This window comes from Neisseria sp. P0020.S003 (assembly GCF_051957095.1).
GTDB lineage: Bacteria > Pseudomonadota > Gammaproteobacteria > Burkholderiales > Neisseriaceae > Neisseria > Neisseria subflava.
On record NZ_JBQCWU010000002.1, the window covers coordinates 116976 to 132047 of the forward strand.

The 15072-nt window shown below is 49.0% G+C and carries 11 protein-coding genes; 5 read left to right on the forward strand and 6 right to left on the reverse strand.

Annotated features, from left to right (window positions below; genetic code table 11):
- Nucleotides 1–134: 134 nt before the first annotated feature.
- Together aroA and recA are read left to right on the forward strand one after the other, a co-directional pair.
- A complete protein-coding gene (aroA, locus tag ACTHTQ_RS02290) occupies nucleotides 135–1427 on the forward strand; it encodes a 3-phosphoshikimate 1-carboxyvinyltransferase (RefSeq protein ID WP_440362958.1) in 1293 nt (430 codons plus the stop codon).
- Nucleotides 1428–1574: 147 nt separating this feature from the next.
- Nucleotides 1575–2621, forward strand: coding sequence for a recombinase RecA (gene recA, locus ACTHTQ_RS02295; protein WP_154953340.1), 1047 nt, complete (start codon nucleotides 1575–1577; stop codon nucleotides 2619–2621).
- Nucleotides 2622–2716: 95 nt separating this feature from the next.
- On the opposite strand, the gene fghA is transcribed toward recA, so the two are convergent.
- Entirely contained in the window at nucleotides 2717–3565 is an 849-nt protein-coding gene (gene fghA / locus ACTHTQ_RS02300; protein WP_440362959.1) for an S-formylglutathione hydrolase, read from the reverse strand.
- Nucleotides 3566–4061: 496 nt separating this feature from the next.
- Between fghA and ACTHTQ_RS02305 the strand changes: the two genes are divergently transcribed.
- Nucleotides 4062–5774 (forward strand): proline--tRNA ligase, encoded by a 1713-nt coding sequence (locus ACTHTQ_RS02305; RefSeq protein ID WP_440362960.1) that lies wholly within the window; start codon nucleotides 4062–4064, stop codon nucleotides 5772–5774.
- Nucleotides 5775–5840: 66 nt separating this feature from the next.
- On the opposite strand, the gene pflA is transcribed toward ACTHTQ_RS02305, so the two are convergent.
- The 5 genes from pflA to ACTHTQ_RS02330 all read right to left on the reverse strand — a co-directional run bounded on the left by pflA (nucleotide 5841) and on the right by ACTHTQ_RS02330 (nucleotide 12998).
- Nucleotides 5841–6647: a pyruvate formate lyase 1-activating protein gene (gene pflA, locus ACTHTQ_RS02310; RefSeq protein WP_440362961.1), complete on the reverse strand. Its 807-nt coding sequence runs from the start codon at nucleotides 6645–6647 to the stop codon at nucleotides 5841–5843.
- Nucleotides 6648–6785: 138 nt separating this feature from the next.
- Nucleotides 6786–9071: a formate C-acetyltransferase gene (gene pflB, locus ACTHTQ_RS02315; protein ID WP_440362962.1), complete on the reverse strand. Its 2286-nt coding sequence runs from the start codon at nucleotides 9069–9071 to the stop codon at nucleotides 6786–6788.
- Between the two features lie 302 nt (nucleotides 9072–9373).
- Nucleotides 9374–10672, reverse strand: a complete 1299-nt coding sequence (locus ACTHTQ_RS02320; RefSeq protein ID WP_308111715.1) for an adenylosuccinate synthase — start codon at nucleotides 10670–10672, stop codon at nucleotides 9374–9376.
- A gap of 43 nt (nucleotides 10673–10715) precedes the next feature.
- A complete protein-coding gene (locus ACTHTQ_RS02325) occupies nucleotides 10716–11873 on the reverse strand; it encodes an ATP phosphoribosyltransferase regulatory subunit (RefSeq protein ID WP_440362963.1) in 1158 nt (385 codons plus the stop codon).
- A gap of 321 nt (nucleotides 11874–12194) precedes the next feature.
- Nucleotides 12195–12998: an outer membrane protein assembly factor BamD gene (locus ACTHTQ_RS02330; protein ID WP_004519923.1), complete on the reverse strand. Its 804-nt coding sequence runs from the start codon at nucleotides 12996–12998 to the stop codon at nucleotides 12195–12197.
- Here ACTHTQ_RS02330 and rluD point away from each other — a divergent pair.
- Together rluD and pgeF are read left to right on the forward strand one after the other, a co-directional pair.
- On the forward strand, nucleotides 12997–14121 hold the full coding sequence (gene rluD / locus ACTHTQ_RS02335) for a 23S rRNA pseudouridine(1911/1915/1917) synthase RluD (RefSeq protein WP_440362964.1): 1125 nt from the start codon (nucleotides 12997–12999) through the stop codon (nucleotides 14119–14121). The genes ACTHTQ_RS02330 and rluD overlap by 2 nt on opposite strands.
- Nucleotides 14122–14202: 81 nt before the next feature.
- Nucleotides 14203–14973, forward strand: coding sequence for a peptidoglycan editing factor PgeF (gene pgeF / locus ACTHTQ_RS02340; RefSeq protein ID WP_440362965.1), 771 nt, complete (start codon nucleotides 14203–14205; stop codon nucleotides 14971–14973).
- Nucleotides 14974–15072: the final 99 nt, after the last annotated feature.

Sequence of the window (15072 nt, forward strand, 5' to 3'; positions counted from 1 at the left end):
ACGATTGGAAAATGGTGTAACGATATAAAAATTTATTTTTTCACAAATAAATTGCGCCCTCTTCATTTTTCAGACGGCCTTTGCCTGCGTATAATATCGGTCTAATTTACAATTCAAACGAGCTTAGTCCAGCCATGACCGAATCCATCCGCCTGCCCGCTTCTACACTCAAGTCTTCCACCGTTGCCCTGCCCGGTTCCAAAAGCATCAGCAACCGCACGCTGCTCTTGGCCGCACTCTCCGACAACGTTTGCGAAATCCATTCTTTGCTCAAATCCGACGATACCGACCGAATGCTTGAAGCACTCGACAAACTCGGCGTACAAATTGAATCTTTACCTGAAGGCCGTCTGAAAGTTCATGGCACCGGTGGCCGCTTTCCCAACCCAACCGCCGATTTGTTTTTAGGCAACGCCGGTACGGCATTCCGCCCCTTGACTGCCGCGCTTGCCGTTTTGGGCGGCGACTATCATCTGCATGGCGTGCCGCGTATGCACGAACGCCCCATCGGCGATTTAGTGGATGCGCTGCGCATTGTAGGTGCGGACGTACAATATCTGGGCAATGAAAACTACCCTCCGCTTCAGATCGGTAAACGCCAAGACAACGGCGAGCGCGTTATTCCGATTAAAGGCAATGTTTCCAGCCAATTCCTGACCGCCCTGCTGATGGCTTTGCCCTTGACCGGACAAGCATTTGAAATCCACATGGTAGGCGAGTTGATTTCCAAACCTTATATCGACATCACGCTCAAGCTGATGGCGCAGTTCGGTGTGAACATCATTAATGAAGACTACCGTGTATTTAAAATCCCGGCCGGTGCCAAATATCATGCGCCCGAACATTTATATGTGGAAGGCGATGCCTCCAGCGCGTCTTATTTCTTAGGTGCAGGCCTGATTGCAGGTACACCCATCCGCGTAACCGGTATCGGCGCACACAGCATTCAAGGCGACGTCGCCTTTGCGCGTGAATTGGAGAAAATCGGTGCAGATGTCATTTGGGGCGAAAATTTTGTTGAAATTTCCCGCCCTGCCGAGCGCAAGATTCAGGCTTTTGATTTGGATGCCAACCATATCCCAGACGCGGCCATGACTCTGGCTATCGTCGCACTGGCCACCAAACAGCCCTGCACCCTGCGTAATATCGGCTCATGGCGCGTCAAAGAAACCGACCGTATCACCGCTATGGCAACCGAACTGCGCAAACTGGGTGCAGAAGTCGTTGAAGAAGCCGAAGCTATTCATATTACGCCTCCCGAAACACTTACCCCTGATGCCGTCATCGATACTTACGACGACCACCGCATGGCCATGTGTTTCTCGCTGGCTTCGCTTTTGGGCATCCCCGTCATCATCCACGACCCGAAATGTACGCATAAAACTTTCCCCGACTATTTCCAAGTTTTTACATCATTGACCAACTGATTGATTATTCAAATTTTCAGACGGCTTGTTGCATACAAAAAACACAGGCCGTCTGAAAAATAAAAATAAAACTATACTTTTTCTTAATTTATGCGATAATAGCTAAATAAATTCTTAGCGATTCATATTTCCTTTCGGAGAGAAAACATGTCAGACGAAAAAAGCAAAGCCTTAGCCGCCGCCCTTGCCCAAATCGAAAAAAACTTCGGCAAAGGCTCCATCATGAAAATGGACGGCAGCCAACAGGAAGAAAACCTTGATGTTATTTCCACCGGCTCCCTCGGCGTAGACTTGGCACTCGGCGTTGGCGGTCTGCCCCGCGGCCGCGTGGTTGAAATTTTCGGCCCGGAATCCTCCGGTAAAACCACACTCTGTCTCGAAGCCATTGCCCAATGCCAAAAAAATGGCGGTATCTGCGCATTCATCGATGCCGAGCATGCTTTTGACCCGATTTACGCCCGTAAACTCGGTGTAAAAGTCGAAGAACTCTATCTCTCCCAACCGGATACCGGCGAGCAGGCATTGGAAATCTGCGATACATTGGTGCGCTCAGGCGGTATCGATATGGTCGTTGTCGACTCCGTAGCCGCACTTGTGCCTAAAGCCGAGATCGAAGGCGAAATGGGCGACAGCCACGTCGGCCTGCAAGCCCGCCTGATGAGCCAAGCCCTGCGCAAACTGACCGGCCACATCAAACGCACCAATACATTGGTTGTTTTCATTAACCAAATCCGTATGAAAATCGGCGTGATGTTCGGTAGCCCTGAAACTACAACCGGCGGTAACGCACTCAAATTCTATGCCTCCGTCCGCCTCGACATCCGCCGTACCGGTCAGATTAAAAAAGGCGATGACGTTATTGGTAACGAAACCAAAGTCAAAGTCATCAAAAACAAAGTTGCGCCTCCATTCCGTCAAGCCGAATTCGATATTCTTTACGGCGAAGGCATCAGCTGGGAAGGCGAATTGATCGACTTGGGTGTCAAACATGACATCGTTGAGAAATCCGGTGCATGGTACAGCTACAACGGCGCAAAAATCGGCCAAGGTAAAGACAATGCACGTGTTTGGTTGAAAGAAAACCCTGATATCGCCAACGAAATCGATGCCAAAATCCGTGCAGCAGTCGGTATCAATGTCGATATTACCGAAGGCAAATTGGACGATACCGACGGCGAACGTCCTGAGGAATAAGCCTGTTTGAAGTAAAAGGTTAAAAAAGACCAAATAAAGGCCGTCTGAAATCCGACTGTTAATCGGATTTCAGACGGCCTTTTATTCAATACTGCTCAAAGCCCCAATGCTTGGGCGTGAAACTCAATATGCGAATCGATAAAGCTGGCAATAAAGAAATAGTCATGCCCATAGCCCGGACGCACTTTATATTGGATATTGAAACCTTTTTCGCGTGCTGAGCGGACAAACGCTTCCGGTTGCAGGACTTCAGGATACAAAGCATCTTCACTGCCGACATCAATCAAAACAGGCAATTTATGCGAGGCCGTCTGAAGCAGCTCTGTACTGTCATAGCGTTTCCATGTTTCCACGTTTTGACCCAAATAAGCTGAAAACGCCTGCCTGCCGCCTTCCGTATCGATAGGATGACATAAAGGTGCAAAAGCGGAAACCGCGGCATATCGGCCGGGATAGTTCAAAGCCAAATGCAGCGCACCATGCCCGCCCATGCTGAAACCTGCAATGCTGCGCTCTTTTGTTACTGGGAAATTATGCTCGATCAAATCAGGCAATTCTTGGCTGATATAGCTTTCCATTTGGTAATGCTGCGCCCAAGGTGCTTCAGTTGCGTTAACATAAAATCCGGCACCCTGTCCAAGATAATATTCCTCGCTGTCGGCAACATGCTGACCGCGTGGCGAGGTATCCGGAAAAACCACGATAATATTCCATTGCGCCGCAAAACGCTGGATTCCGCTTTGCCGAACCAATTCAGAACCATCACTATTTAAGCCGGAAAGAAAATATAAAACAGGCGCAGGATAACCTTTTAAGACTTGTGGCGGCAGATAGACATCAAATACCATATCCGTCCGGCAGGTTTGAGAAAAGTGGCGGTAGCGTTCCTGATGCCCGTTAAACATCTTTCTGCGTTCCAGCAAATGCAATTCTGAATTTTTCATTTTATTCCTTGTAAGGAAACAACAATAAGCAGAATGTTAGCGCAAAACCTGCCCATCGTGTTGTTGCCCCTTCTTTTTAAAGCAACCAAATCTGCTTTAAACAAGGCTTGCCAATCATGCGAAATCATTACGCTGACAGCATTTAAAATCTATACACAATCTCTGTGGATAAATCTGTTGATAAGCTTTGGGTAATCGTAAAATTTTCTTTAGGAACAAACCAAGTCTTAAATTGACTAAAATTTAATCAAATAAAATATAATAAAATCAAGTAGTTATATTTATAGAATTTTACTATAATCATACAGTGAAAATTTATAGGTAAAACAAGGTTATGCGGCTTTGTGCATAAATTAGGGTTGACATCCCTAAAAATCGCCCCGAATCAAAAGCTCTGTGAAACAACGGCCAATTTCATCAGATGCCATTCAAAAGACGCGCGGCCACACATTTTGCGTTACAATACGCACTTATTTTTAAGAAAGAAAAATACGCCATGAAAGCCTCCCAGTTCTTCATTTCTACCCTTAAAGAAGCCCCTGCCGAAGCTGCACTTGCCAGCCACAAGCTGATGATTCGTGCCGGTTTGATCAAAGCAAACGCATCCGGTCTTTATACTTGGATGCCGATGGGCCTGCGCGTATTGCGCAAAGTTGAAAATATCGTGCGTGAAGAAATGGCCCGTGCAGGTAGCGTGGAGCTGCTGATGCCGGTGGTACAACCTGCCGAACTGTGGCAGGAATCCGGCCGCTGGGAGTTTTACGGTAAAGAACTGCTGCGCCTGAAAGACCGTCATGACCGCGATTTCTGCATGGGTCCGACTTGTGAAGAAGTGATTGCCGACATCGTGCGCAAAGAAGTCAACAGCTACAAACAACTGCCAAAAAACTTTTACCACATCCAAACCAAATTCCGCGATGAAGTGCGTCCGCGCTTTGGTGTGATGCGCGCGCGCGAGTTTGTCATGAAAGACGCTTATTCCTTCCATGCCGACTATGCCTCGCTTCAGACGACCTATCAAGATATGTATGACGCTTACTGCCGTATCTTCACCCGTTTGGGTTTGGAATTCCGTCCTGTTGCCGCGGATACCGGCAGCATCGGCGGTACCGGCTCTCACGAATTCCAAGTATTGGCTGAAAGCGGCGAAGATGTGATTGCATATAGCGACACTTCCGATTACGCCGCCAATATCGAGTTGGCACCGACTTTGCCGCTTAAAGGCGAACGCGCCGCTGCTCAGACCGAGTTGACCAAAGTACATACACCAAATGTCAAAACCATTGAGTCTTTGGTTGAATTCCTCAATATTCCGGTTGAACAAACCCTCAAATCCATCGTGGTTGAAGGTGAAAACGAAGGCGAACTCGTCCTGCTTCTGTTACGCGGCGACCATGAATTTAACGATATCAAGGCAGAAAAACTGGCCGGCGTGAAATCGCCACTGACAATGGCAAGCCCTGCCGCGATTGTTGAACAGTTCGGTGCAAACGGCGGCTCTCTCGGCCCTGTCAACTTCAAAGGTAAAGTCTATGCCGATTTCGCCACCGAAAAAGGCGCAGACTGGGTGATTGGCGCGAACGAAGACGACTACCACTATACCGGCTTCAACTTCGGCCGAGATGCTGCCGAGCCTGAATTTGTCGATTTGCGCAATGTCATCGAAGGCGACATCAGCCCCGACGAACAAGGCCGTCTGAAACTGGCGCGCGGTATTGAAGTCGGTCACGTTTTCCAATTGCGCGACAAATATACCCAAGCCATGAATGTCAGCTTCTTGGACAATAACGGCAAATCCCAAATCATGGAAATGGGCTGCTACGGTATCGGTATTACCCGCGTTGTGGCCGCCGCCATCGAGCAGAACAACGACGAAAAAGGCATTGTTTGGACCAAAGCAATGGCGCCGTTTGAAGTCGTTATCGTGCCGATGAACTACAAAAAATCTGAAGCTGTACGCGAAGCCGCCGACAAAATCTATGCCGAGCTTTTGGCTGCCGGTGCGGATGTTTTGTTGGATGACCGCGACGAACGTGCGGGCGTATTGCTGAATGACTCCGAGCTGTTGGGTATTCCTCACCGCATCGTAATCGGCGATCGCGCCTTAAAAGAAGGCAATGTTGAATATGCCGAACGCCGTGACAATCAGGCTCAAGCCGTTGCAGTATCAGAAGTTGTCGCTAAGGTTTTGGCCGCATTGAACGCTTAAGTCTTTTTCAATCATGAAAAGGCTGTCTGAAACTGATTATTTCGTTTCAGACGGCCTTTTTCTGTTTTAATAAATGATGTTTTTTCCGTAGCTCTCTAATATTTCTTTGATTTTCAAAATGGTTTCTTTAGGCGGCGGATGTACGCCTTTTAATTTGTATTCATCGCCGCACAAAGCCCATTTATGTGCGCCCAATTCGTGATACGGCAAAAGCTCGACCATTTCGACATTCTCCATATCACCGATAAACTCGCCCAATAAATGCGCTGAACGCTCATCATCGGTATAACCGGGAACAACCACATAACGTACCCGCGTCGGCTGGTTGCGTTCGGCAAGATAGCGCGCGAATTTCAGCGTTTTGGTATTTGGGATACCGACAAGCACTTTATGGATTTCAGGATCGATTTGTTTTAAGTCGAGCATAACCAAATTGGTATGATCGAGCAAATCATCTAAAATAGAGTCATAGTGCAAAGTATAGCCATTGCTGTCGAGACAGGTATGGATATCGTGTTCCCGACAGGCCGTAAACCAATCGCGTACAAACTCATATTGCAATAACGGCTCGCCACCGGTTGCCGTTACGCCTCCGCCTGTTGCACGCAGATAATGACGATAGGTCATGACCTGCTTCATCACAGTTGCCACATCCAATTCCTGCGCCTGCTCGGTATGAAAATCCCAAGTATCGCGATTATGGCAATACAGGCAGCGCATCAGGCAACCTTGCAAAAAGAGCACGTAGCGCAAACCCGGACCATCGACAGCACCGCAAGATTCAATCGAATGAATAATGCCTTTGCCGTTATAGTGACGGTGGCCAAGGTCTTTCAGTTCCGGCTCGGGGGTAATAGCAAAAGTCGTGGACATAGTGTTCGGCTCAAAAATATTTTTGCTTATATGGATTGTACGATAATAAAGGCCGTCTGAACATTTCAGACGGCCTTGGAGCTTTGTTTCAAAACAAACCAAATGCAAATTTAGCTTCCGGTTTGTTTTTCCCCCGAATTACATGGTTTCTGTGAACGTACGGGTAATCACGTCAAGCTGTTGTTCACGGGTCAACGAGTTGAAGCGAACCGCATAACCGGACACACGAATGGTCAACTGCGGATATTTCTCCGGATTGTGCATTGCATCTTCCAAAGTCTCGCGATTCAATACGTTGACGTTCAAATGTTGACCGCCTTCCAAAATACCGTCTTCATGGTGGAAATAACCATCCATCAAACCGGCAAGGTTGCGCTCGCGAGAATGCTCGTCTTTACCCAACGCGCCAGGAATAATGGAGAAGGTATAGGAAATACCGTCTTTGGCAAACTCAAATGGCAGTTTGGCTACGGAAGTCAATGAAGCGACTGCACCGTTGACGTCACGGCCGTGCATTGGGTTTGCACCCGGACCAAACGGAGCACCTGCACGGCGGCCGTCTGGAGTATTACCGGTTTTCTTACCGTAAACAACGTTGGAAGTAATGGTCAGTACGGACTGAGTCGGAGTGGCGTTGCGGTAAGTTTTGTGGGTTGCCACTTTTTTCATGAAGCGTTCAACCAAATCACAGGCGATATCGTCAACGCGGTCGTCGTTGTTACCAAATTGTGGGTATTCGCCTTCGATTGCAAAGTCAACGGCAATGCCGTTTTCGTCGCGAATCGGTTTCACTTTGGCGTATTTAATGGCAGACAGAGAGTCGGCAGCCACAGACAGACCGGCAATACCGCAAGCCATCGTACGGATCACATCACGGTCATGCAGCGCCATCAACGCGGCTTCGTAGCTGTATTTGTCATGCATGTAGTGAATGATGTTCAACGCGGTAACGTATTGGGTTGCCAACCAATCCATGAATTTGTCCATGCGCTCAAAGACAGTGTCGTAGTCCAAAACTTCGTCCATAATCGGCTCGGTTTTCGGACCAACTTGCTCTTTAGATTTTTCATCCACGCCGCCGTTGATTGCGTACAACAGGGTTTTTGCCAAGTTGGCGCGTGCGCCGAAGAATTGCATTTGTTTGCCGACCACCATCGGGCTGACGCAGCAGGCAATGGCGTAGTCGTCGCTGTTGAAGTCAGGGCGCATCAAATCGTCGTTTTCGTATTGGATGGACGAAGTATCGATGGATACTTTGGCACAGAATTCTTTAAAGCCTTGCGGCAGTTGTTCTGACCACAATACAGTGATGTTTGGCTCAGGAGACGGACCCATGTTGTACAGGGTGTGCAGCACGCGGAAGTTGGTGCGGGTTACCAAGGTACGGCCGTCCAAACCCATACCGCCGATGGACTCGGTTGCCCAAATCGGGTCGCCGGAGAAGAGTTGGTCGTATTCGGGCGTACGCAGGAAACGAACCATACGCAGTTTCATCACCAAGTGGTCAATAAATTCTTGCGCTTGGGTTTCGGTAATCACACCGTTTTTCAGGTCGCGTTCGATGTAGATATCCAAGAATGAAGATACACGGCCGAAAGACATTGCCGCACCGTTTTGAGATTTAACGGCAGCGAGGTAGGCGAAGTAAGTCCATTGGATCGCTTCTTGTGCATTTTTTGCAGGGCCGGAAATATCGTAGCCGTAAGAAGCCGCCATTTCTTTCATTTGGTTCAATGCTTTATATTGCTCATTGATTTCTTCGCGGCGGCGGATCACTTCTTCCAAGTCCACACCGTTTTCCAAATCGGCTTGCAGTGAGTTGAACTGGTTGAGTTTGTCTTTCATCAAGAAGTCGATACCGTACAATGCAACACGACGGTAGTCACCGATAATACGGCCACGGCCATAAGCATCCGGCAGACCGGTAATCACGCCTGATTTACGGCAGCGGCGGATGTCGGGCGTATAAACGTCAAATACGCCTTGGTTGTGGGTTTTGCGGTATTTGGTGAAAATTTCGCTGACTTCGGGATTCAATTCAACGTTGTACACTTTGCACGCGTCTTGCACCATTTTTAAACCGCCAAACGGCATGATAGAGCGTTTCAAAGGCTCGTCTGTTTGCAGGCCGACGATGGTTTCCAAATCTTTGTCGATATAGCCTGGAGCATGGCTGGTAATGCCGGAGACGATTTGCGCGTCGATTTTATACGGCTCGTGCGTACGGTTTTCAACCTTAATGCCTTCCATCACTTCCGCCCACAGCTTGGTTGTAGCTTCGGTTGCTGGTGCCAAGAAAGAGGCATCGCCTTCATAAGGCGTGTAGTTTTTTTGAATAAAATCGCGGACATCTACGTTGGTTTCCCAGTTGCCACCGACAAAACCTTCCCAAGCGGCTGGACGTTGCTGAACATCATTTGACATATCAAGCTCCTAATTTTATTGAAAATATAGACTGTAAATTTTCTGAAAGGATAGCACTAATACCCTACCATTTACAGGGGTTTCCTTGAAATAAAATTACAGACTAGCCTTTTTTTGACTTACATCAATGAGAATAATTGTTACTTGGCACTACATCTCGGTTTCTAAACACTCGCGTCAAAAAACAGCGTAAAATACAAAATTCAGCCCTAAAGACAGACATCCTTCAGGGCTGAATTTTTATTGCATTTCACATAAAAGGCCGTCTGAAAATTCAGACGGCCTTTTATCCACTTAATCAATTAAGCAAACGGATGATGTAAAACAATGGTTTCTTCGCGGTCAGGACCGGTTGAAACAATAGCCACAGGCGCACCGCAAACTTCTTCAATACGTTTCAGATAAGCTTTAGCGTTTTCAGGCAGCTTGTCATATTCTTTCACGCCGAAAGTCGACTCGCTCCAACCCGGCATGGTTTCGTAAATCGGTTTGCAGGTTTCTACCGCATCAGAGCCGCAAGGCAGAATGTCGGTTTTGCTGCCATCAGGCAATTCATAACCTACACAGATATTGATGTTCTCAATACCGTCCATCACGTCCAGCTTGGTAATGCACATGCCGGAAATGCCGTTAACTTGAATAGAGCGTTTCAGAGCAGCCGCGTCAAACCAGCCACAACGACGCGCACGACCGGTTACGGAGCCGAACTCATGGCCGCGTTCAGCCAAGCCTGCGCCCACTTCGTCAAACAATTCAGTCGGGAATGGACCGGAACCCACGCGGGTGGTATAGGCTTTAACGATACCCAAAACGTAATCCAGCATTTGCGGACCTACACCTGCACCGGCAGAAGCGGCACCAGCCAAGCAGTTGGAGGAAGTCACAAACGGATAAGTACCGTAGTCGATGTCCAGCAACGTACCTTGTGCACCTTCAAACAACAGGCTTTCGCCTTTTCGGTTTTTCTCGTTCAAAACACGGGAAACATCGGTAATCATCGGCGTAATGCGCGGTGCAACTTTTTCAATGACCGCCATCACATCTTCAATTTTGACCGGCTCTGCATTGTGCAGGTGTTGCAACTGAACATTGTAATAAGCCAAAACGGCTTCCAGTTTCTCAACCAGTTTTTCAGGGTGCAACAAGTCCACCGCGCGAATCGCGCGACGGGCAACTTTATCTTCATAGGCTGGGCCGATGCCGCGACCGGTTGTACCAATTTTGCCTTTACCCCGGGAAGCTTCGCGAGCTTGATCAAGCGCGATGTGGTAAGGCAGAATCAATGGGCAGGTTGGCGCAATTTTCAGACGGCCTTCGACGTTTTTCACACCGGCAGCGTTCAATTCATCGATTTCGCCCAACAATGCTTCAGGAGAAACGACAACACCTGAGCCGATGAAGCAGTCCAAAGTCTCATGCAAAATGCCGCTTGGAATCAGGCGCAAAATGGTTTTTTTGCCACCGACGACCAAAGTATGGCCGGCATTGTGGCCGCCTTGGAAACGTACTACACCGCTGGTTTCTTCCGCCAGCCAGTCAACAATCTTACCTTTGCCTTCATCACCCCATTGGGCACCGATTACGACAACATTTTTAGCCATAGCCATCTAACCTTATTTCAGATACAAAATTTCAAAATAAAACTCAATCGTTCAAAGAGATTACTTTCCAAACGCCGTCTACCTGTTTCAGACGGCCTGTAACCTCTTCCGAACCGTTATAGCCGATACCGTAATCGATAACGACACATTGTCCTTGTTCGCGCAAAGCATCTACCGCTTCTTGAGCCGCAGGCATGTCTTTTACATCGACAGCCACTACGGATTCCCGTCCGATAGCAGGAAGGCGGCCGATAAAGCTGCGCAAATCAAAACTGAATCCGGCTGCAGGACGCGCGCGTCCGAAGTATCCGCCCAATCCGTCATAACGGCCGCCGCGTGCCACGGCATCATGACGGTTTGAGCCATAAGCCGCGTAAAGCAAACCGGTATGGTAATTGTCAACGCGCAGTTCCGACAAATCGATATGCACTTTTTTATTTGGGAACGCATCGCATACTGCCTGCAATTCATCCAAGGCCGCACTGACTGCAGACAATTCCGGTAATTTCTCTCTAGCCAAAGTCAGCACTTCACGACCGCCGTACAGTCGGGGCAACAATGAAAACGCTTTTGCCCACATACCGTCGAGTTTCCACTCTTTGACCAACTGGCTGACGACCTCGGCATCTTTGTCCTGCATTGATGAAAGCAGGGTTGCCGATTGCTGCTCATTCAAATGCGCGGCATTTGCCAAAGCACGGAATACGCCGATATGGCCCAATGAAAGCAAGACCTCGCCCATGTCGGCGATTTTCATGCTTTTCAGCATCAAATCGATCAATTCAATATCCGCTTCAATGCCTTCCAAGCCGTACATTTCCGCACCCGCCTGCAAAGGCTCGCGCATATTGAGCAATCCGTCAGGCCGCGCATGAAGCACCGAACCGGCATAGCATAAACGGTTGATACCTTGGTTGGCAGAAAGCAAGTGGGCATCAATACGTGCCACCTGCGGCGTAATATCCGCGCGGATACCGAGTTGACGGCCGCTGAGCTGATCGACGACCAAAATGGTTTTCAACGACAAACCGGCATCGATATGTGTCAATAAGGAATGGCTGTATTCCATCAATGGCGGTTGCACCAATTCATAACCATGCACGCGGAACAAAGCCAACAGCCGCTCACGGGCGCTTTCCAGTTGTCGGGCATTGGTCGGTAACACGTCGGCAACGTGTTCAGGAAGCTGCCAAGACTTCATGAGAATCTACCTCTGTTTTTTTGTAAACATAAAGGGCTGCTTAAATTTAAAACCAAACCAGCCTGACGACTGAAATTTTCCTGAATGCATCAACGACAAATCCGATGCGGCTTCAACAAAACTGATTTTAAATTTAAACAGCCCCTGAGTAACGGCTTCAAACCGTCGAGTTATTAAAATCAGACTTTACCATATTAAAACGAATTTTGCACCCTGTTTACAGAGAGCGTAAAAAACATTAAAAACAAAGGCCGTCTGAAAACCAAATGCATAGCTGCATCGTTTTCAGACGGCCTTATTCATGCCTGAACAACCCGACGATTAACGCCAGTAACGCCACCAAGGCATATCGTCAGATCGCCATTCGTGTTGCAAGAACGGGCTTTGCGGGAAGTTGGTTTCCAAAACACGGCGTGTATCGGCAGCCAGTTGCGGCTTATCCAGTTTTTTGTACGCCAATTCCATCATCGCCAAAGCTTCTTCAACGTAACGGGTATTTTGGTAACGGCTGACGATTTTTTGCGCACGGTTGGCCGCTGCAACATAAGCACCGCGTTTCATGTAATAACGCGCCACAGACATCTCGTTACCGCCCAAAGCGTCCACCAGCTTGGCCATACGCTCGGTTGCATCGGCAGCGTATTTGCTGTTTGGATAACGTTGCACCAACTCGGCAAACGCCTGATAAGCATCGCGGTTGGCTTTCGGATCGCGGTCGGACCAGTCTTGGGAAGCCAGCTTGTTCAAGAAAGACTGGTCTTCGTTAAACAGAACCAAACCTTTCAAGTACAGCGCGTAATCCATATTCGGATGTTGCGGATGATGGCGTTGGAAGCGCGCAATGGCAGCCAAGGCTTTTTCCGGTTCATCGTCTTTGTAATAGGCATACGCCGTATCCAACTGGGACTGCTGGGCATAGCGGCCGTTTGGAAAACGGGATTCTAAAATTTCGTATAACTTGACAGCTCGCGTATAATTGTTGCTGTTCAATTCGTCTTGCGCTTCGGCATAAAGCTTTTCCACACTCCAATCTTGAGTAATTTGGGCGTCTTTATCGATTGTGCCTTTATTTGCGCAGGCACTCAGTGCCAAACCTAAAGAAACTACTAAAAGAATTTTTTTCATGCAGAATACTTCCTTTGATAACGAAGCCGATTATAGCGATGATTTAGACTTTCCGTCATCCCCTGAAACAGAAAGTTGTGTTAATTTGACCGTTCCGCTCGAAATGGCGGGCGGAAGGCTGGATGCCGTATTGGCCAAACTCATGCCCGACTACTCGCGCAGCCGCCTGAGTTCGTGGATTAAAGAGGGTGCAGTCATTGTAAACGATAAGCCCGCGCAACCCAAAGATAAAATGATAGGCGGTGAATTGATTGCCGTTACGGTACGTCCGAGCGAAGAAAACCTCGCGTTCACGCCCGAACCGATGGATTTGGACATCATTTATGAAGACGATACCGTCATCGTCATCAACAAACCGGCCGGATTGGTCGTCCATCCTGCCGCAGGCAACTGGAGCGGAACCCTGCTCAACGGCCTGTTGGCGTACTGTCCTGAATTAAGCCAAGTGCCGCGTGCGGGCATCGTACACCGTTTGGACAAAGAAACCAGCGGTCTGATGGTGGTCGCCAAAACCTTGCCGGCGCAAAACTCACTGGTTCAACAGCTTCAAGAGCGCACAGTCAAACGCATTTACCGTGCAGTCGCCAACGGCATTGTTCCTTTCGACGGCAAAATCGAAACCCAAATCGGCCGCGATCCGCACAACCGCCTGAAAATGGCAGTCGTCAAATTCGGCGGCAAACCTGCCATTACCCATGTCAAAGTGTTGGAACGTTATCTGGCGCACAGCTACATCGAATGCTCGCTCGAAACCGGCCGCACACACCAAATCCGCGTTCATATGCGCGAAGCCAACCATCCGCTGGCCGCCGACCCTGTTTACGGCAACCTGCGCCATCCATGCAGCGACGCGGTTAAAGAAGCCATCAAAACCCTCGGCGCACGCCAAGCCCTGCATGCCTACCGTTTGAGCTTTGTGCACCCGAAAACCGGCGAAACCGTTTCCTTTGAAGCGCCTATGCCTGACGATATGTACCACCTGCTTTCCGTCCTGCGTCTGGAAGCCGGTTTAGATTCGTCCCTAAGCAACGAGGAAGAATGGCAAGAGAAATTCGGCATGGACGATGACGACGATTGGAATGAAGACGACTACGATATCGAAGTCGTTTATGTAAGGGATTAAACCCATTTTTCAGACGGCCTAAAATATTATCTGAGGCCGTCTGAAATCAATCCGTTCCAATATCTCAGCGATTCAAAGATTATGAAAACCATCACAGATACCCTAAACCTCGCTCCCCAAGGCAAGAATTTTTTGACTGCCGACTGGCCTGCCCCTGCCAATGTCAAAACGCTTATTACCACACGCAACGGCGGTGTCAGCGAAGGTGTGTACTGCAGCCTAAATGTCGGTTCGCACGTCGGCGACAATCTGGAAGCCGTGCTCCGCAACCGCGAAATCGTACAGGAACAAGTCGGCCTGCCCGTTGCCTACCTTAATCAAATCCACAGCACCATTGTTGTAAATGCCGCCAAAGCGTTAGGCAATACGCCCGACGCCGATGCCTCGGTTGATACGACGGGTACGGTTGCCTGCGCTTCAATGACTGCCGATTGCCTGCCTGTCTTGTTTTGCGACAAAGCAGGGACGGTGGTTGCAGCAGCCCATGCAGGTTGGCGCGGTTTGGCCGGTGGCGTTTTGCAAAACACCATTGCAACAATGAATGTCGAGCCGCTGGAAATCATGGCCTATCTCGCCCCTGCCATCGGCCCTGATGCGTTTGAGGTGGGGCAAGATGTATTTGATGCGTTTTGCACACCCATGCCGGAAGCTGCCGATGCGTTTGAAGACATCGGCGGCGGCAAATACCTTGCCGACATTTACGCTTTGGCGCGCATGGTTCTGCACCGCGAGGGCGTGAACATGATTTATGGCGGCACCCATTGCACTGTTTTGGAACGCGATACTTTCTTCTCCTACCGCCGCGACGGACAAACCGGCCGCATGGTCAGCCTGATTTGGTTGGAAAAATAAGATTTGCGCCATCAAAGACAAGGCCGTCTGAAATACTTTCCGTTTACGGTTTCAGACGGCCTAAACATTATTCGTTATAATCCGACGATACCGTAACCG